Raw genomic sequence first — 17,294 nt, forward strand, 5'->3', positions numbered from 1 at the left:
CAGGGAGTGAATTGATGATGTCTTTAGTCCAGTTTATCGATGGCCAGTGGCTGGCCGGTGAAGGCAAGCCGTTCGAATCCATCGACCCGGCCAAAAACGAGGTGATCTGGCGGGGTGAGGCGGCAAGCCAGTCCCAGGTGGATGCGGCCGTCAAGGCGGCCCGCACGGCCTTCTACCATTGGTCCGATCTGGCCCTTGAAGAGCGCCTTGCCATCGTGCGCCGCTATGCCGACCTGCTCGGCGAGCACAAGGAGGCGCTGGCCCTGACCATCGCCCGTGAAACCGGCAAGCCCCTGTGGGAGACCCGCACTGAAGTGGCGGCCATGCAGGGCAAGATTGCCATCTCCATCCGCGCCCATGAGGAGCGTACCGGTACGGTGGAAAACCCCATGCCGGGCGCCAAGGCGTTCGTGCGCCACAAGCCCCATGGCGTCGTGGCCGTGTTCGGCCCCTACAACTTCCCGGGCCACCTGCCCAACGGTCACATAGTGCCTGCGCTTATCGCGGGTAACGCAGTGGTGTTCAAGCCTTCAGAGCTGACCCCCATGGTGGCCGAGGCCATGCTGAAGATCTGGCAGGAGGCGGGGCTGCCCAAGGGGGTGCTCAACCTGGTGCAGGGGGAGGTCGACACCGGCAAGGCGCTGGCCGGCAACCCGGACATCGACGGCCTCTTCTTCACCGGCTCCTCCCGTACCGGCCACTTCCTGCATCAGCAGTTTGCCGGCCAGCCGGGCAAGATCCTGGCACTGGAGATGGGGGGCAACAACCCGCTGATAGTGAAAGATGTGAGCGACGTCGACGGCGCCGTCCATGCCATCGTGCAGTCCGCCTTCATTACCTCCGGCCAGCGTTGCACCTGCTCGCGCCGTCTGTTTGTCGAGCGCGGCGAGCGGGGCGATGCCCTGGTCAAGCGCCTGGTGGAGGTGGTCGGCCAGATCAAGGTCGGCCTCTATGACGCCGCCGAGCAGCCGTTCATGGGCGCCATGATCAGCGAGAAGGCCGCACTCGGCATGGTCGAGGCGCAAGCCAACCTGCAGCGCCTCGGTGGTGAAAGCCTGCTTGCCCTCAAGCACCTGGAAGCGGGCACCGGCTTTGTCTCCCCGGGCATCATCGACGTGACCGCGGTCAGCGCGCTGCCGGATGAAGAGTACTTCGGCCCGCTGCTGCAGCTCATTCGCTACGACGACTTCGATGCGGCCATCGAGAAGGCGAACGCCACCAGTTTCGGTCTCTCGGCCGGCCTGCTCGGTGACAACGAAGCGGACTGGAACCACTTCTTCAAGCGCATCCGTGCCGGTATCGTCAACTGGAACAAGCCCATCACCGGCGCCTCCAGTGCCGCCCCCTTCGGCGGCATCGGTGCCTCCGGCAACCACAGAGCGAGCGCCTACTATGCCGCCGACTACTGTGCTTACCCGGTCGCCTCCGTCGAAGACAGCAAGGCTGCTATGCCGGATCAGCTGTCTCCCGGTCTGACCTTCTGATAACAAGAAAATAAAAGAGGGGCACTGAACAGGTGCCCCTGTCTGTACCCGCAATCAAAGGAAAGAGAGATGCAAAAGGATATCGACACCCTGTTTGGCCATCTGTGGGACAACTACATTCAGGTCACCCCCAGTGCTCACAAGGTTCATCAACTGCTGGGCGGCGGTGCCCCCATCATCAACGATCACGTGGCGTTTCGGACCTACAACCTGCCCAAGCTCGGTCTCGAGAAACTGGCGGCCCACTTCCGCGCCCTGGGGTATGAAGAGAAGGGCGAGTATGTATTCAAGGCCAAGAAGCTCTATGCCAAACACTTCGAGCATAAAGATCCTGATGCGCCCAAGGTGTTCATCAGCGAGCTGAAGGTGGAAGAGCTCTCCGAAGGTGCCCAGGCCATCATCCACAAGCTGGTGGATCAGGTACCCGATCACCTCACCGACACCTCGGCCTTCCTCTACGCCGGCGCGCCCTGGCAGGTCTCCCACACCGACTACCAGACCCTGCTGGCAGAGAGCGAGTATGCCGCCTGGATGGCCGCCTGGGGTTATCGTGCCAACCACTTCACCGTCAACATCAACCGCCTGAAGGACTTCGACACCATCCAGCAGGTGAATGCGGCGCTCAAGGCGGCAGGCTTCGTGCTCAACACCGTTGGCAGCGAGGTGAAGGGCGATCCCGAGGTGATGCTGGAGCAATCCTCCACCATGGCAGACAAGGCCGAGGTGCCCTTCAGCGACGGCGTGCGCACCATCCCGAGCTGCTTTTACGAGTTTGCCCTGCGCTACCCGCAGGCCGACGGCGTGCTCTACCCTGGCTTCGTCGAAGCGTCGGCCGACAAGATCTTCGAATCCACCAACGCCATGTAATGGCCGCCATGAAAACAACGCCCCGCCTGGGGCGTTTTTTTATGGATTTACGCCGACCTGACACCTCTTTACCTCCCCTTAACCCATCAGTTCGCGGCGATTCGCTAGCATGATACCGCCCGCTGCCGTGGGCCATCGCCGCACCGTGCCGGTGTATGCCACCCGTTTTGGAGTCATGCCATGAAGATTGTTCTGCCTTTGCTGTTTTCCCTCACTACTCTGACCGCCGCAGCGGGCGATCAGGGCAGCCGTACCCCGCCCAAGCCTCCGCACGAGCTGTCGGTCGAGATGAAAGCGGCGTTTGAGAACTGCAAGGAGCATGGCAAACCGGGGGAGTCGGAATTTGACAACTGCATGTCAGATCTGGGATTTGAGCGGCCGGACGGCCCGGTACCGGCAGGTGGGAAGGAGGGGGAGAATGAGGCCGAGTAAGCTGGTGCGGGCCCGTCGGTTAGGATGGTCCCGCACCGCTCACACCCGTTGCAGCGTCCCTTCGGTGGCCAGCAAGGTGGTCATGCCGGCGGCCTTGCCCGCCTGAATGCCTATCCGGGTGTCTTCAAACACCAGGCAGTTGGCCGGGTTGGCGCCGAGCTGCTCGGCCACTTTCAGGAAGGTGTCCGGGTGGGGCTTGTGATTGACCACATCATCGGCACTCACCAGCACGGAGATGAAGGCATCGAGCCCGGTCTGACGCAGGATGTGCGCCGCATGTTCCCGGGTTGAGCCGGTACCTATGCCCATGGGCACCTTGTCGTGGTACTGCCTGACCAGCTCCCACATGGCGGGAAACACCCGGACGTCGTCGATCCGTGCCAGGTAGAGGGCGACCTTGCGCCGGGCAAAGGCTTCCACGTCGATGGTCATCCCGTGCCGCTCTGCCAGCATGGTCACTATCTTGCGGGTGGGGATGCCGCCGTACTCGTTGAGCTGTGCCCGATCAAACGGCAGGCCGAACTCGGCACTGGTGATTTCCCAGGCATCCAGGTGCAGAGGCATGGAGTCCACCAGGGTGCCATCCATGTCGAAGATCAGGGCGTCGTACTCGTCGAATCGGGGCTGTTCACTCTGGTGATGATCGCAGGGGGATGACTGGGGCATGGGGGCGTCCTCTTCGGCAAAGACTCACCCTAGCAGATCCAGCGCGCAGATGTCGCGACCTTCATCATGGTTGGCAGTGGTTTTGACCATCGGCTAATGATTTATGAGACAATAATGTGCCTTGCACCCCCTGTGCCGATATCTCACATGAGCGAGCCTGCCTATGTCCCCCAAAACCGTCTTCTCGAGCGTGGCCCTGGTGATCGCCCTGGGCTCACTGGAAAAGAGCATCGTCACCACGCCCTTGCCCATCATAGGGGTTGAGCTGAACGCCGGTGCCGCCCTCACCTGGGTAGTGACCGCCTATCTGCTGGCGGCCACTGCGGCCCTGCCCATCTATGGCAAGTTGAGCGACATGTTCGGCCGGGTACGCATGCTCAACATCGGTATCGGCCTGTTTCTGGCTGGATCAGTGGCCTGCGCCCTGGCCCAGGATCTGCCAACCCTGCTGGCCGCCCGCGTGCTGCAAGGATTGGGGGGCGGAGGGCTGATCGCGCTCGCCTTTACCGTGATCGCCGACTGTATTCCGCCACGGGAGGTGGGCAAGTATCAGGGGTATATCTCGGCGGTCTATGCGGTCTCCAGCATCGCAGGCCCGCTGCTCGGTGGCTATTTTACCGAGCAGCTCAGCTGGCGCTGGATCTTCTGGATCAATCTGCCTCTCGGTGCCATCGCCCTCTGGCTGGTGAACCGCAATCTGGGTCACCTCAATGTGCGTCGCCACAGCCGCTTCGACTGGAAGGGAGCGGCACTGCTCATTACGGTCACCACCCTCACCCTGTTGCTGCTCTCGCCGGAAGCGGCCTTGCCCGCCGTCTGGCTCGCGGCTGCGCTGGGGGCGGCCTTGTTGCTGCTCGTCCTGGCTGAGCGGCGGGCGCACGACCCCATACTGCCGGCCCACCTGGTGCGCCTGCCGGGTTATCTGGTGAGCGTGCTGCTGGCGCTGGCTTCGCAGTTGCTGATGTTTGCCGTGCTGGTCTACCTGCCGTTGCAGATGCAGTGGCAAAAGGGGATGAGCGCCAGTGACAGTGGCGAGATCATGGTGATCTTCATGGTCTGCATCACGGCGGGGCCTTCGTCGGCGGCAAGCTCATCGGTCGCACCGGTCACTACAAGCGTTTCGTGGTGGCAGGTTTTGCCCTGGCAGCGCTGGCCCTGTGGCAGATCCACTTCGACGTCTGGGCCAGACTGGGACTGGGGTTTGCCGGATTGGGGCTGGGTCTGGTGCTGCCGGCGCTGTCGGTGGTGGTGCAAAATGCCCTGCCGCGGGAAGATCGCGGCATCGGCATGTCCCTGTTCAACTTCGGCCGGGAGCTGGGTGGGGCGGTCGGTGTCGCCATCTGCGCCGTGTTGTTCCATGCCGCCCTGCCGGCAGGCAGCAGCCCCAATCTGGCCAGCCTGAGCCCGGCCGAACTGGCACCCGGTTTCAGCGCCACCTATATCGGCATGGCGCTGATCGCCACCGCCGCCCTGCTGGTCACCTTGCTGGCATTGAAGCGCCACGAGCTGGCCAGCAAGCACGTCTGATGGTTGCTATCGGATACAAAGAGGGCTCCCCGCGGGGAGCCCTCTTCATGGGATCAGGCAGGTGCCTTTCCTTCCGTGTCGTGGCCTTGTGCCACTCAGCCCACTCATCGGGCGTCGGGGCGGGAAGGTGACCTGACAGGCTCGGGTTGCTGGCGCTCGGCCTGGGCATCGAGTTCCTTGCCGAGGAAGTAGTTCAGGAAGGTGCGGATGACCGCGATGATGGCGAGGCGCACCAGCTCCTCCTTGCTGGGGGCCACCGTGGTGGCCAGGATGTCGGCAGCGAGCTGGAATTCCAGCGCCAGGATGAGCCAGCTGCCGAAGCAGAGGCGGATGCGGGGAAAGCCGGGCTCGTGATCCCGCACTCTGGCCGCCAGCCAGAGGGTCTTGCCAAGGCCGATGACCACGCATGCGATGGAGATGATCTCCAGCAGCAGCTGGAACAGCTCCACCCCGTGCATCATGCCCTCTTTCAGGCTCGCTATCTCGAACACTCGGGTTACCTCCCTGATTCAAAAGAGACACTTTTAACACGGCTTGGGGGCCGGTTCCAACTCAGAGTCTTCTGAGCATCATGGCTATCTGGTCGATGAGCTGACGAGCGGCAGGGCTGATGGCCGCCAGTTGGAAGTAGCCATGAATGACGCCATGCTGCCGCTGGCAAGTGGCATCGACGCCAGCCTGCACCAGCTTGCCATACAGGGCTTCCCCTTCGTCGCGCAGCGGATCATATTCCGCCGTGACGATATGGGTCGGCGGTAATCCTGACAGGGCGGGATGGTGGAGCGGGCTGGCTTCGGGATGGCTGGGGGGCAGGCTGCCCAGGTAGGCGTGAAAACCGCTTTCGAGCATGTCCCGGGTGATGAGGTAGTCGTCACCGAGATCGCGGTAGCTTTGGCTCTCGCAGAGGGCATCCAGCATGGGATAGAGAAGCAGCAGGGCCTTGGGCAAGGGGGCGCTGGCAGCCTTGAGCCGCAAGGTGGTGACCAGGGCGAGATGACCCCCTGCGCTGTCGCCGGCAATGGCGAGACGTGCCGGATCCCCATGCCATTTCTCCACCTCGGCCATGATGGCCCGTGTGGCGGCCAGCGCATCGTCGTGAGCCGCAGGATAGGTGTGTTCCGGGGCGAGGCGGGTGTGTACGGCGAAGATCAGGGTGCTGGCCCGGTTGCACAGCATCCGCATCTGGCGATCGTGGGTCTCGAAATCCCCGCTGACAAAACAGCCGCCGTGAAAATAGATCAGCACCGGATACGCGGGGTCCGGTTTGTCTGCGGGCCGATAGCAGCGGATGGCGTGGTGATCGGCCTGCCACTCTTCGATGGCGCCCACCTCTTCCCGCTCACCGCCCAACAGGGCAGAGGCTAGGTAGCCGTCACGGCGCGCCTGCCAGCTCAGCTGGCTCGCCTTGGGACGACCTGCGGCGATGAAGTCTGCCACCATGGCTGCGATGGCCGGTTCGAGTTGTTTTTCCATAAGACACCAATGACTGTATATAAAAACAGTCATTGTGCGCTTTTGGCCCGTGAGCGCAACCGGCGTTAGCTGAGGCAGCTCACAAAATCAGGCTTCAATCAGCACGAATTCAATCACATAGAGGGGCGGCAGTGCGGGGTAGATATCGCGGATCACATCTTTAAGCTCGGGGAGGGTCATGTTCTCCTGACGGGCGTGCTCGTCGCTCAGCGCCTCGAAGGCGACCGCCTTGACCGAGATGACCTCAATGGTGCCAAAAGGCTGGTGTTCCGGGTTGGTGAACAGGGCCAGGCGCTGGCCGGGCTGCCAGTTTGCCTCGCTCTCGTCGCGGATGGTGATGGTCTTTCGGCCAGCCTGGATGTCGGCGACAAAGCGGCTGAAGAAGGTGAATGCCGGGTAGGCCGGGGTGTGCTGGGCCATGTCGTCTCCGAAGGGCAAGGGGTGAGAGGGCGGCTCAGGCCGCGGCGGGCCCATTTTAGGAGGGGCGGGGGGAGCGTGCAGCACTTTTTACCCCGACATGTGAAGGGCGACCGACTGCGTTCACGGACCGGTAAAATGGCCGCAACTGAACCTGGATGTGAGATGATGCGGCCTCCTCTTTCTTGATATGTAACAAATCAAGGGGACGGGCTCTGTGGTCTGATGGCGTCCGGGGCCGGCCGTGGTTGACGTTGAACAAAAGGAGCAAGTGTGAATTCCGAGTTGATCTGGGTGCTCAGCATGCTGGTGGGTGCCATTCTCCTGTTTATTACCAACAAGGTACGCATGGACGTGGTCGCCTTGTTGATCATCATCCTGTTCGTGTTGAGCGGCACCCTGACCCTGCCGCAGGCGCTGGCAGGATTCAGCGATCCCAACGTCATTCTGATTGCCGCCCTGTTCGTGGTGGGGGAGGGGCTGGTGCGTACCGGCATCGCCTATCAGGTGGGAGATGCCCTGGTGAAGGTGGCCGGCAGCAGCGAAACCCGCATGCTGGTGCTGCTGATGGTGGCGGTGGCGACCCTGGGGGCCGTGATGAGTTCGACCGGGGTGGTGGCCATCTTCATCCCCGTGGTGCTGAGCGTGGCGAACCGGATGGGGATCCCGGCGGGCAGACTGATGATGCCGCTCGGCTTTGCCGGCCTTATCAGCGGCATGATAACGCTGGTGGCAACCCCTCCCAACATGGTGGTGAACAGTGAACTGATGCGCCACGACATCCAGGGGTTCGGCTTCTTCGGCTTCACTCCCATGGGTGTCATCATTCTGGGGATGGGGATCCTCTACATGCTGCTGATGCGCAACCGTCTGGTGCGTGAAGGGGAAGAGGGCAAGGGCAAGCAGATGGGACGCAGCACCATGCGAGATCTCATCCGTGACTACCGGCTGGCCGGGCGAGCACGCCGACTGGCGATCCGGCCCGACTCCCCCCTGATCGGCCAGACCCTGGACGAGCTGCAATTGCGTGCCCGCTTCGGGGCCAACGTCATCGGGATGGAGCGCTGGCGCAAGTTCAGGCGGGTGATGGTCAGTGTCACCGGGGTGACCGAGTTCCAGGCCAAGGACGTGCTGCTCATCGACATGTCGGATCCCGAGGTGGATGTGCGGGAGTTTTGCAGCGAGGCGCGGCTCGAGCCCATGATATTGCGCGGGGAGTATTTCTCCGATCAGGCGCGGGAGGTGGGCATGGCGGAGGTCTCCCTCATCCCCGGCTCCCGGCTGCTCGGCAAGAGCATCCGCGAGGTGACCTTCCGTTCCCGTTACGGTCTGAGTGTGGTGGGGATCCGCCGGGATGGAGAGGCGCTGACCGGCAAGCTGGTGGACGAGGCGCTGCAGATGGGGGATACCCTGCTGGTGGTGGGGAACTGGAGCCTCATTCGTCAGTTGCAGACCCATCATCGCGATTTTCTGCTGCTGGGCCTGCCTGCGGAAGTGGACGAGATGGCGCCGGCCCGCAGCCAGGCCATCCACGCCCTGATTGCCCTCGGGGTCATGATAGTGCTGATGGTGACGGATCCCGTGCCCAACGTCATCGCGGCGCTCATCGCCTGCCTGCTGATGGGCAAGTTCCGCTGCATCGATCTGGAGAGTGCCTACAAGTCCATCCACTGGCCGACCCTGATCCTCATCGTGGGCATGTTGCCCTTTGCCCTTGCATTGCAGCAGACCGGCGGGGTGGATCTCATCGTCGGCGCGCTCATCTCGGCAGTGGGGGAGATGGGCCCCAGGGTGATGCTGGCCAGCCTCTTCGCGCTCTGTGCCGTCATCGGGCTCTTCATCTCCAACACGGCGACGGCGGTGCTGATGGCGCCCATCGCGCTGGGGACGGCCCATCAGATGGGGGTCTCGCCTTATCCCTTTGCCATGACCATCGCCATCGCCGCCTCGGCAGCCTTCATGACGCCGGTCTCGTCGCCGGTCAACACCCTGGTGCTGGGCCCGGGCAACTACAAGTTCATGGATTTCGTGCGCATCGGCGTGCCCTTCACCTTGCTGGTGATGGTGGTCAGCGTCATCGCCATCCCCTGGTTCTTCCCGTTCTGACGACAGCAAACGATATGGCGGCCTGCGGGCCGCCTTTTTATTGCCCGCAGCGCTCTGCGAGATGAAAAGGGCGGCATCACGCCGGAGCAGGACATAGCGCCGTCGCAGAGGAGAGCACAAGGCTCAGCCGTTGAGACATGAGGTGGCGTTGCAGGCGTGCGATGGCGTGGAGAGGGGAAGAAGAGCGGCAAACGCCGGATACAAAAAAACCAGCCTGAGCTGGTCTGTTTGGTACTGCTTTCGATGGTGCGGAAGGAGAGACTCGAACTCTCACGCCTAGGGCGCCAGAACCTAAATCTGGTGCGTCTACCAATTTCGCCACTTCCGCAAGAATAATGGTGGCTATGACGGGATTCGAACCTGTGACCCCCGCATTATGAGTGCGATGCTCTAACCAACTGAGCTACATAGCCGTCTTGTGCACGACTTGCGTCGAATACAAGCAAAAATGGCTGGGGCACTAGGATTCGAACCTAGGTATGGCGAGATCAAAACCCGCTGCCTTACCGCTTGGCGATGCCCCAACAGTGTTCTTTGCAATCGGATGATTGAAGGAACGTTTTTCAAACATGGTGGCTATGACGGGATTCGAACCTGTGACCCCCGCATTATGAGTGCGATGCTCTAACCAACTGAGCTACATAGCCGTTTGTTGTCAACCACAAACGTGGAAGAGAACAGAAAAATGGCTGGGGTACTAGGATTCGAACCTAGGGATGGCGAGATCAAAACCCGCTGCCTTACCGCTTGGCGATACCCCAACAGCGATGCCTGACAGAGACCATCAAACATCATTCAAAAAATGGCTGGGGTACTAGGATTCGAACCTAGGGATGGCGAGATCAAAACCCGCTGCCTTACCGCTTGGCGATACCCCAACAGTGATGCCTGACAGAGACCATCAAACATCATTCAAAAAATGGCTGGGGTACTAGGATTCGAACCTAGGGATGGCGAGATCAAAACCCGCTGCCTTACCGCTTGGCGATACCCCAACTAGAGATGGTGGCTATGACGGGATTCGAACCTGTGACCCCCGCATTATGAGTGCGATGCTCTAACCAACTGAGCTACATAGCCAACCGTGCTTCCAGTGAGTCGTTGCCTCGTCACTGTGCGGCCGGAATTATGCGTATCTGGCTCTGGGGCGTCAACCCTTTTTTTGTTTGAAAAAACGAATTTGGGTGCGTTTGGCGAGTTATTGGCCGCTGTCGTGCAAAAGCCCAACAATCTGGTTTTTTTTACGACATTCGCACCCAGATCGCGCCTCTGGCCAGATAAAAAAGAGGCCAGCAAATGCTGGCCTCTCATGGGGTTAGACGTTGAACGGTAAATATGGCGCAGGAGTCTTATGATAAAAGGGGTTGTCATCATTATTGTTGGTTTGTAGTCACTTTTATATACACTTTTGTGGCTACTGCTTTAGTCGATGATTAAAGCAGTGCTGAAGTATCTATTCACCAGGACGGGGTTGACGGCATCAGTTCTGCCGGGATGGGATAATCTGTCTTCTCGATGCACGCCCTGACCACGGCCCTCAACCACTCCTGTGGGCAGCGGCCCAATCGCTTGCCGGTCTCCACCAACGACAGGATGCGCTGGCGAAACAGCTCGCCCCGGTGAGACCACACGCCGTAGCTACCCTTGCGCCAGAGCACATAGCCACGCAGCGCCCGCTCCGCCTCGTTGTTGGTCAGCGCTATTTCGTCGTCAGTCATAAACCGCCACAGCATCTCGTCATCCCGCAGCAGCAACTGGCATCGTCCACGGTAGCGTTTGCTGCACAACAGGGCGCCGCGCTCCAACTGGCTTCGCCAGCTTTGCCGGTAACGCGCGAGCCTGCGCAGGTATTTCTGCTTGCTCAACGCACCGCTTTCCCAACGGTGCCGGGTACGAAACACCGCATCCGCCAGCAAGACCAACCGGGCACCGATGGGCTGGTTGCACTGCTCGCTACTCTCGGCGATGGCCACGAGATTGCGGGCCACGTGGGCCCAGCACAGTTGCCGCTGGTCGGCGTCGATAAACCGGTAGCCGGCGTACTGGTCGGTCACCAGCACCCCGTCAAACTCGGCGCCCAGCAGCCGCTTGGCCGCCTCCTGACCACGGCCATAGGCCGTCATGAAGCAGACGGCTATCTTGCTCAGCGCCAGCCACATCCAGCGGCGCTCTCCACCCCGCTGATGCCGGGTCTCATCGGCATGAACGTGGGTGGCCGTCTGCACCTGCTGCTTGATGGCCTGGTAGGTCGGGGTGAGCATGGCACTCACCCGCCCCTGCGCCTCACTGATGGCGCCCCGGCTAAAACTCAGGCCGAAATGCTGTTTGAGCTGCTGCTGTATCTGGCTGACGCTCTGGTGAAACTGGCCGCTTTGCAGCGCGATGTAGCTGAGCAGATTGGCCCCCATCTGGCTGCTGCTGACGTTGTCTGGCAGTGCGGCCTGGGTCGTGCCGATACACCGTGAGCAGGTCGCACGATACAGTTGGTGTTCGGTGACGAGATAGCTCACCTCGGGCAGCTCGAACACCTGATGAACCTGATAGGGTTTGGCATGGGCCACCATGTCCCCGCCACAGCAAGCGCAATCGGCGGCAGGGTAATGCGGGACCAGGGTCAGGCGGGCATCAAGCGGATGCCGCTCGCGGCGATGTCCCTTGTGACCGGGCTGCGCCCCCCGTTGCTTGCCGGACGCCGGACGCTTGCGGGCCGGCGGCGGTGCACCGGGGCCGTCGCTGGAAGGCGGCTTGGAGGAGTTGCCGCTGTGCTGATTGAGGCGGTCCTCCAGCTCGGCGATGCGGTCGAGGAGCTTATAAATCAGCTCGTTGGCCTGCTCCAGAGTGGTGGGCATTCCCGCGGAATGCATGGTGTTTTTGCTCATGGGGGGAGCGTATCTAAGGAGCAGGATCAAGCAAGCAGGAAAGTGGGATCAAGAGACGATCGTCTCATTTTTCCTGTGTCAATACTGTTCCGGTGAATACTTACGTGCTGAATCCCATGTATGACCCGATTCGGATTTTGGGCTGCAATAATTAGCGGTTGGGAATCTGCGACCACTACTGGGCAGTTGTCTGACCCATCCCGCACCTGTGATCACCCGAGGTTGCCCAGAGAACCAAGGAGCTTGCCGAAGGGCAGCTGGTTTGTATCAGTGTGACCAAACTGCTTTCTAAGCTTGGGGCGAGATGATGTTCCTGAGATTGATGCCGATGTTCTCGACAGTTTGTCATCGCTTAAAAGGTCGGTTGAGAATCATGACTGTCGGCTGAGTCTATTCATCCGTATGCCAGATGGTACGCATCATGACGTCAATATTAATATTGGTACACCAATCTAAGCCACCAGAAGAGAAGGACAGATCCACCAAGTAGATTACCAGCCAGGTATTTCCAAGAGTGATCAGCCAAGAACAAAATTGTACCAAATAGCGTTATTAAGCCCCAGAGATAGGGCATGAGCAGAGCATATAGTCCAGTCAGTGAGTATTCATCATTGAACCAATCATAGACAGGCTGAACAAACAGGATGGATGTGTTCAAGAGGTGATAGAGCATGAATAACACGAATACCCATGTTCTCTCTCTCTTCACTGCGGCGCTCACTTTAGTTCCCCTTGGAATGGATAGTTGAGCTCAATGACGGTCAAAAAAGGCTTGTAGGCAAAGCGCTCGTAGTGTTGAAGAACAAACCAGCTTCTGAAACCGGACGCAAGGCCGTAGAATTTGACTCTTCCGGTCGTGGGGTCAGGGCCAATATCGGGATAATCGAGACCGAAGTGGTCATATAACGTTACTTTGATCGTCCCCTTGTAGAAGTCTCCATACTTTTCATATGTCGTGATTTCAGCCTTTCCGGCCCAGACATCGTTAACCGCAATCGTCAGGCCCTGCACCTTATCAGCCGCTGAGTTGAAAATGGGTAACCGAAAGCCGGAGTTATTGTTGTATTGCTGCATCAGGTCATTCAGAACAAGCTTGTTCACATCACCATCAAGCTCGGCTCATGTACAGAACCTTAAGCGGCAAGCGAATTAATAATACCGTCTAACGTGTTGTTTTGCTTGGATTTTCTCTGCCTACTCTTTTTGCCGTTTTTGGATAAATACACCATTGCCCACTCCAACTTCTCTGTTATTTCCTGCCACGCACCATGGATGATGCTCGCCAATATCGGCATTAACCAAAGCGCGCTGTTTTTGGCAATCTTCAACATCGATAACTCCGCGCTGCCAATCAGCGTCAGCGCCAGCCGACGTTTGACCAGCAAGGCCAGCAAACTAGCCCAGATCAAGCCTTCCGCTATCGCTTTTTGTCGTGTCGCGAACGCCTTCAACCGGTTATGTGATTTCAGCTCTTTGAACAACAGTTCGATCTGCCAACGGCAACGATACAATGCCATCACCTTCTCGGCTGGCCATCGCTCACGCGGAAGATTGGTCATCCATATACAGAACCGTTTTTCCTCTGCAAACCAACGTCTTATGAGTCGATATTTATACTTTCCCGAACTCACATCCAGATCCAGAACCTCGGCTCTGCAGCTTCTCCGATCGATATCCTTGAGCTTTTTTCCGAGTAACTTGGGCATTTCCCTGCCGTCCTGTCGGTAAGCTGCCTGTACTTTGGGATTGAGATTTTGACTCCCTCTGACCAGATAGCTTCCTTTGGCTTTGGTCACATCAGCAAAGTACTCGCGGCTGATGTAACCGGCATCCGCCAATAACAGTTTGTTATTTAACGAATTTGCGGCCGGAAGATGCTTGCGCTCCGATTCGGTATCCGCCGTGATACTCATCGATATCGGCGACTGGTCCAGCAAGGACATGGTCATATGACACTCTACCGCAGCGGGGCTGTGCTTATTGAATCGGCCCGGGAAATGTTCTGCCAATTGCGGATGTAACGCGAATGACGACCCGTCCTGCAGCAGTACCTGCTCAAAGCCTGCCAGTCCGTGGGCGTCCGGTAGACACTCCTTGAGGCGTAAGGCGATGGCTCGTTCAACCAGTGCGCGCATGAACAAGGGAAAACCCTGCTTGCGTAACTGGTTGTGAAAGGGTTTATACGCTATTTGGTCAGTATCATGGAGCTGCAACGCATTGAAATGGCGATGCAAACCAGCAATACCATCCACCTTGTCGCAACCAAGCCCTGAGAGCAGAGCCGGGAGTAGTCTCGCAGGCTGGATATCCCGGAGTCGCTGACAAAAACCGGTAAATTTACCGATCCGGTTGAGTTCAGAAGAGCTAAGAAGTTGCTTGAGGTACTGGGTTGCATTGATAATAGTCATGGCTTCGGGCGTGTCGGTTTTTTTTTGCGATTAAATCAGATCACAAACGAAGCCTTTTTTCTATCTATTTCAATTGGTTGTAGCTAAAGATCCTGTACATGAAGCTCGGCTAGTTTTGCCTTAACTTCTTTGATGAGGGTATCTGAGAACTTGATCGTGGTGGGATGGCCTCGCACCGCTCGCGTCATGGCTTGGTTTCGGTATTCGCCACCCTCTGATTTCTCGAACTTGGCAATCATGGCCAGAATGTTCATCTTCAAGTCGCCTGTAGCAAACAACGTTGCCATGTTTCGGAAGCTGCTAAAGAATACCTTGGAGTCAGTCTTTTCGAGGTCACCAATAAAGCCATCATCCCCCATTTTCCCCACGAACATTGGGATGGCCTTGATCTGCTCTGCCGTCATCGTGCCATAGGTCATATCTTCAGCTGTGCTGCCATCAACGTTCTTACCTGGCTCGCGCTTCGACTTGTAGATGAGTACAGGCACACGATAGGTTGTGGCTGACGTTGTATCGGTTTTTGGTTTGAGAGCTGGAGGAATGGTATCTAGCTTCGGACGTCCCTTCTCTGCCGAACCAAACCACATTGTTGGCTTGGCCTGGACATATGCCGACTTGATGGCTTGCTCAAACTTGGGGGTTCCTCTCACCAATATTTGATCTCCCTGGATAGTGCAGCAAGCAAACACATCAGATTGCATGCCCAATACGACCTTCGAACCGTCATCAAGGCTTCCTGCTATAGGGCCTAGAATACGCTTGAACTCGTCCTTGGTGAGCTGATGGATGTCTCTGAGGTCAGGTTTCTGCATGAATGGGGCTCGATAAAGAGTATTGAAGCGAACACTTTATCATCGGTGTGTCAATCGAGGCTATATGGGTGTTTTTTCTGAAAATGGCAGTATGTGACGTCTGTAGTATGACCCGATTCGGATTTTTGGCTGCAAAAATTAGCAGTTAGGAATCCGTGACCACTACTGGTCTGCCATCTGAAACTTCCTGCATCGACTTTCAATATGTAGGAAGGGAAAGGCTATGAAAATTTTACGCCGCAAGGCTGTCTGTGAAAAGCTTGGCGGCATCAATGATGTAACGCTCTGGCGAATCACCCGTGATGATCCGACGTTCCCTAAATCTATTCAAATAAACAAGCGGGTTGTGGGATGGTTGGAGCATGAGCTTGATGCATGGCTTGGACAGAAGGCTTCTGCTACTCGCACCACTAGCAAAACCCTAGTTTCCCCCTGAGTACTGCAATTACGCAGGCCAAGGTTTGGGGAGCTGCATTGGTGTACAGCCTAGACTATTTGCTGGATGCAAGAGCTGCGGATTGCGTAGCTAAGCAGGGTGAACTCGAAGTGGCGGGGCCGACTCCCTCTGGGGTGGGGGGCTCTCTGATTGGGAACGGAGCGAAGATACCTGTGTTTTGACTCCACGGGCTCGTCACTTGATAGATGAATCTCTGGCGCTTGAGCTAGAGCAGGCCCGCAGCGCAGGTGCGACAGGCTATATTGCGCACTTTCTGGCGCAGGCCACGCTTCCTCATACAGACCCCAAGACCAACTTTTTTAAACGTGGCACGGGTAAGCTGACCCTTTCAATCATAGCCAATCCCGAGTATGGGATGCCGTACGGTGGGCTGTCGCGTCTTCTGCTAGCGTGGATGTGTACAGAAGCTGTCCGAACCGACAGTCCAGAGTTATCATTGGGGCGCTCGCAGGCTGAGTTCCTGCAAAAACTCGATCTGCACAATGATGGTCGGTACATTGCTCGAGTGCGTGATCAGAGCTTGCGTCTAGTTCATTCAACGATCTCCGTCAACAGCATAGATGGGCGCGTCAGAAATGAAGAGGCGTTCGTCTTCTGGAACGTTTGCAATGCGGAACAGCGCGGATGGGAAAGCTCGATTACCTTAAGCTCGGATTTTTTCAAACGGCTGATTAGCGCTCCCGTACCGATCAGGATGGAGGCGTTGCAAGCACTCAAGAAATCGCCTCTGGCAATGGATATCTACACATGGCTGGTTTACCGCATGTTCTGCCTGAACGTGGCGGAATCCAGAGGCGGCAAGCGGTTTACTCAGGTGCCATGGGCTGGCTTAATGATGCAGTTTGGTTCTGGTTATGCCGATACGCTACAAGGGATGCGAGACTTCAAAAAGTCATTCCGAAAACGACTGAAAGAGGCTCTGTTGTTCTATCCCGAGGCAGCCCGGCACATTCAGGAAACCAAGGATCATCTGATCCTCACTCCAGCCCGTCTGCATATCGCAGCCACCAAAAAGAGGCGATAAGCCTGTAGGTTCTCTTGGTTATCCACGTGACATCACTCCCGCTCACTGAAAGCCCCGCCAGTACTGGGCTAGAGCAAGATTACCGAACTTATTCACGTGACACCGTTCCCGCTCTTACGTGACATCACTCCCGCTTTCGCGTGACATCGCTCCCGCTTCATATGTTGCAAAATCGTCTGCAAGCCCCGCTGGGTTTGGGATTCAGCGATATGGGGGAACGGCTCCTAGTAGCTCTGCTTTTAGGCTTTTCTAGTATCTATTAAAAACTAGTAGTTGAACCTGTGCTGCTGTGGAAATCCTGTCGAGGTTTCGTTATTCCCTTTCGCTATTGAGCTCTACTTCAAGTCAGTAGCAGTTGGATGACGCGCAGCATCAATTATGTAGGGGAGTAGAAAAGACAAGTTATCAGGAGCGGTCAGCATCGTTACGTTACGATAACGTAACGATGTTACGGTCGAGATTAATGCTGCTCGACAGCTGGAGCCTCGAACAACACTGATGGTTCAACCTCCAGTGTCTCGGCCAGTTTGAATATATTGAGCAGCGCAATGTTGCGCTTGCCGCGCTCGACTTCGCCCAGATAGCTGCGGGCAAGACCACTTTCTAGCGCCAAACGCTCCTGTGACCAACCTCTGGTCTTTCTTATTTCAATCAGCTTCAAGCCGAAACGTACTCTGGGATCGAGGGCCATATTTCTCTCTTTTTAAAGAGAATTGACTCTATGAGTACCCTCGCTATAAGG

The 17,294-nt window shown here is 57.8% G+C and carries 15 protein-coding genes, 8 tRNA genes and 1 pseudogene; 7 read left to right on the plus strand and 17 right to left on the minus strand.

What is annotated here, in order from left to right; translation table 11 throughout:
- The first annotated feature begins 14 nt into the window (after positions 1-14).
- From astD to C2U47_RS15910, 3 genes are all read left to right on the plus strand, one after another.
- Positions 15-1,484 (plus strand): succinylglutamate-semialdehyde dehydrogenase, encoded by a 1,470-nt coding sequence (astD, locus tag C2U47_RS15900; RefSeq protein ID WP_010673835.1) that lies wholly within the window; start codon positions 15-17, stop codon positions 1,482-1,484.
- Between the two features lie 69 nt (positions 1,485-1,553).
- Complete coding sequence (locus C2U47_RS15905) at positions 1,554-2,351, plus strand: DUF1338 domain-containing protein (protein ID WP_010673836.1); 798 nt, start codon at positions 1,554-1,556, stop codon at positions 2,349-2,351.
- A 180-nt stretch (positions 2,352-2,531) separates the two neighbouring features.
- The gene (locus C2U47_RS15910) at positions 2,532-2,783 is read left to right on the plus strand and encodes a hypothetical protein (protein WP_010673837.1); all 252 of its coding nucleotides are present in this window, start codon (positions 2,532-2,534) and stop codon (positions 2,781-2,783) included.
- Between the two features lie 39 nt (positions 2,784-2,822).
- On the opposite strand, the gene C2U47_RS15915 is transcribed toward C2U47_RS15910, so the two are convergent.
- Positions 2,823-3,449, minus strand: coding sequence for an HAD family hydrolase (locus C2U47_RS15915; protein WP_010673838.1), 627 nt, complete (start codon positions 3,447-3,449; stop codon positions 2,823-2,825).
- A gap of 163 nt (positions 3,450-3,612) precedes the next feature.
- On the opposite strand from C2U47_RS15915, the pseudogene C2U47_RS15920 reads away from it, so the two are divergent.
- Positions 3,613-4,976, plus strand: a pseudogene (locus C2U47_RS15920) (MDR family MFS transporter).
- Positions 4,977-5,080: 104 nt separating this feature from the next.
- Here the strand turns inward: C2U47_RS15920 and C2U47_RS15925 are convergent.
- The 3 genes from C2U47_RS15925 to yqfB all read right to left on the minus strand — a co-directional run bounded on the left by C2U47_RS15925 (position 5,081) and on the right by yqfB (position 6,869).
- Positions 5,081-5,467, minus strand: a complete 387-nt coding sequence (locus C2U47_RS15925; protein ID WP_010673839.1) for a DUF1622 domain-containing protein — start codon at positions 5,465-5,467, stop codon at positions 5,081-5,083.
- A 61-nt stretch (positions 5,468-5,528) separates the two neighbouring features.
- Positions 5,529-6,449 (minus strand): alpha/beta hydrolase, encoded by a 921-nt coding sequence (locus tag C2U47_RS15930; RefSeq protein WP_010673840.1) that lies wholly within the window; start codon positions 6,447-6,449, stop codon positions 5,529-5,531.
- 87 nt (positions 6,450-6,536) lie between these two features.
- Entirely contained in the window at positions 6,537-6,869 is a 333-nt protein-coding gene (gene yqfB / locus C2U47_RS15935) for a N(4)-acetylcytidine aminohydrolase (RefSeq protein ID WP_010673841.1), read from the minus strand.
- Positions 6,870-7,139: 270 nt separating this feature from the next.
- On the opposite strand from yqfB, the gene C2U47_RS15940 reads away from it, so the two are divergent.
- Positions 7,140-8,972, plus strand: coding sequence for an SLC13 family permease (locus C2U47_RS15940; RefSeq protein ID WP_029314126.1), 1,833 nt, complete (start codon positions 7,140-7,142; stop codon positions 8,970-8,972).
- A 244-nt stretch (positions 8,973-9,216) separates the two neighbouring features.
- On the opposite strand, the gene C2U47_RS15945 is transcribed toward C2U47_RS15940, so the two are convergent.
- The 12 genes from C2U47_RS15945 to C2U47_RS16010 form a co-directional block, all read right to left on the minus strand.
- A tRNA-Leu gene (locus C2U47_RS15945) sits at positions 9,217-9,300 on the minus strand.
- An 8-nt stretch (positions 9,301-9,308) separates the two neighbouring features.
- Positions 9,309-9,385 (minus strand) — tRNA-Met (locus C2U47_RS15950).
- Positions 9,386-9,421: 36 nt separating this feature from the next.
- Positions 9,422-9,496 (minus strand) — tRNA-Gln (locus tag C2U47_RS15955).
- Positions 9,497-9,542: 46 nt separating this feature from the next.
- Positions 9,543-9,619: transfer RNA gene (locus tag C2U47_RS15960), tRNA-Met, on the minus strand.
- Positions 9,620-9,658: 39 nt separating this feature from the next.
- A tRNA-Gln gene (locus tag C2U47_RS15965) sits at positions 9,659-9,733 on the minus strand.
- A gap of 42 nt (positions 9,734-9,775) precedes the next feature.
- A tRNA-Gln gene (locus C2U47_RS15970) sits at positions 9,776-9,850 on the minus strand.
- 42 nt (positions 9,851-9,892) lie between these two features.
- Positions 9,893-9,967 (minus strand) — tRNA-Gln (locus C2U47_RS15975).
- 8 nt (positions 9,968-9,975) lie between these two features.
- Positions 9,976-10,052, minus strand: a tRNA-Met gene (locus tag C2U47_RS15980).
- A gap of 377 nt (positions 10,053-10,429) precedes the next feature.
- Positions 10,430-11,851, minus strand: a complete 1,422-nt coding sequence (locus tag C2U47_RS15985) for an IS66-like element ISKpn15 family transposase (RefSeq protein ID WP_032495448.1) — start codon at positions 11,849-11,851, stop codon at positions 10,430-10,432.
- A 717-nt stretch (positions 11,852-12,568) separates the two neighbouring features.
- Positions 12,569-12,952 carry a DUF3289 family protein gene (locus C2U47_RS16000; RefSeq protein WP_233735820.1) on the minus strand — a complete coding sequence of 128 codons (384 nt, stop codon included), beginning with the start codon at positions 12,950-12,952 and terminating at the stop codon, positions 12,569-12,571.
- 32 nt (positions 12,953-12,984) lie between these two features.
- Entirely contained in the window at positions 12,985-14,259 is a 1,275-nt protein-coding gene (locus tag C2U47_RS16005) for an IS4-like element ISApu2 family transposase (RefSeq protein ID WP_011191341.1), read from the minus strand.
- Positions 14,260-14,342: 83 nt separating this feature from the next.
- Complete coding sequence (locus C2U47_RS16010) at positions 14,343-15,071, minus strand: hypothetical protein (protein ID WP_233735821.1); 729 nt, start codon at positions 15,069-15,071, stop codon at positions 14,343-14,345.
- 223 nt (positions 15,072-15,294) lie between these two features.
- Between C2U47_RS16010 and C2U47_RS16015 the strand changes: the two genes are divergently transcribed.
- Positions 15,295-15,507, plus strand: coding sequence for a helix-turn-helix transcriptional regulator (locus C2U47_RS16015; RefSeq protein ID WP_103261710.1), 213 nt, complete (start codon positions 15,295-15,297; stop codon positions 15,505-15,507).
- A 199-nt stretch (positions 15,508-15,706) separates the two neighbouring features.
- A complete protein-coding gene (locus tag C2U47_RS16020; protein WP_199766813.1) occupies positions 15,707-16,552 on the plus strand; it encodes a replication protein RepA in 846 nt (281 codons plus the stop codon).
- 460 nt (positions 16,553-17,012) lie between these two features.
- On the opposite strand, the gene C2U47_RS16025 is transcribed toward C2U47_RS16020, so the two are convergent.
- Complete coding sequence (locus C2U47_RS16025; RefSeq protein WP_077095972.1) at positions 17,013-17,243, minus strand: helix-turn-helix domain-containing protein; 231 nt, start codon at positions 17,241-17,243, stop codon at positions 17,013-17,015.
- Between the last annotated feature and the right edge of the window lie 51 nt (positions 17,244-17,294).

Origin of the sequence: Aeromonas sp. ASNIH7, assembly GCF_002903485.1 — a bacterium.
Classification (GTDB): Bacteria; Pseudomonadota; Gammaproteobacteria; order Enterobacterales; family Aeromonadaceae; genus Aeromonas; species Aeromonas caviae.

Excerpts from the sequence above, each read along its gene's own strand:
- C2U47_RS15985 (WP_032495448.1), bottom strand. The coding sequence starts at position 11,851 with ATGAGCAAAAACACCATGCATTCCGCGGGAATGCCCACCACTCTGGAG.
- C2U47_RS15905 (WP_010673836.1), top strand. The coding sequence starts at position 1,554 with ATGCAAAAGGATATCGACACCCTGTTTGGCCATCTGTGGGACAACTAC.
- yqfB (WP_010673841.1), bottom strand. The coding sequence starts at position 6,869 with ATGGCCCAGCACACCCCGGCCTACCCGGCATTCACCTTCTTCAGCCGC.
- C2U47_RS16025 (WP_077095972.1), bottom strand. The coding sequence starts at position 17,243 with ATGGCCCTCGATCCCAGAGTACGTTTCGGCTTGAAGCTGATTGAAATA.
- C2U47_RS15915 (WP_010673838.1), bottom strand. The coding sequence starts at position 3,449 with ATGCCCCAGTCATCCCCCTGCGATCATCACCAGAGTGAACAGCCCCGA.
- C2U47_RS16005 (WP_011191341.1), bottom strand. The coding sequence starts at position 14,259 with ATGACTATTATCAATGCAACCCAGTACCTCAAGCAACTTCTTAGCTCT.
- C2U47_RS15910 (WP_010673837.1), top strand. The coding sequence starts at position 2,532 with ATGAAGATTGTTCTGCCTTTGCTGTTTTCCCTCACTACTCTGACCGCC.
- C2U47_RS16010 (WP_233735821.1), bottom strand. The coding sequence starts at position 15,071 with ATGCAGAAACCTGACCTCAGAGACATCCATCAGCTCACCAAGGACGAG.
- astD (WP_010673835.1), top strand. The coding sequence starts at position 15 with ATGATGTCTTTAGTCCAGTTTATCGATGGCCAGTGGCTGGCCGGTGAA.
- C2U47_RS16015 (WP_103261710.1), top strand. The coding sequence starts at position 15,295 with ATGAAAATTTTACGCCGCAAGGCTGTCTGTGAAAAGCTTGGCGGCATC.
- C2U47_RS15930 (WP_010673840.1), bottom strand. The coding sequence starts at position 6,449 with ATGGAAAAACAACTCGAACCGGCCATCGCAGCCATGGTGGCAGACTTC.